The sequence below is a fragment of the Leifsonia sp. SIMBA_070 genome (assembly GCF_046534635.1).
GTDB lineage: Bacteria > Actinomycetota > Actinomycetes > Actinomycetales > Microbacteriaceae > Leifsonia.
Genome location: NZ_JAWRYK010000919.1, coordinates 1 through 237 on the forward strand (window position 1 = coordinate 1; position 237 = coordinate 237).

General features: G+C 65.8%; 1 protein-coding gene. It reads left to right on the plus strand.

All coding sequences use genetic code 11. The features are described 5' to 3' along the window. Positions 1-237, plus strand: a 237-nt coding sequence (locus SB754_RS22880; protein WP_410784551.1) for a class I SAM-dependent methyltransferase, incomplete at both ends; no start/stop codon positions are given.

The following is a 237-nucleotide window of genomic DNA, read 5'->3' on the forward strand; positions in this document are numbered from 1 at the left end:
GTACGCAACCGGACATCAGGTGGTCGGGGTCGATGTCGACCCCGTGCTGATCGCCGAGGCCGAAGCGGATTATCCGGGCCCCACCTGGATTGTCGGTGATCTTGCCGAACTCGATCTGCCGAGCCAGGGGATACCCGCGGACTTCGACGTCATCCTGTGCGCGGGCAACGTGGTCACCTTTGTTGCGCCGTCGACCCGGCGCGATGTGCTCCGTGCGTTCGTGCGGCATCTGGCCCC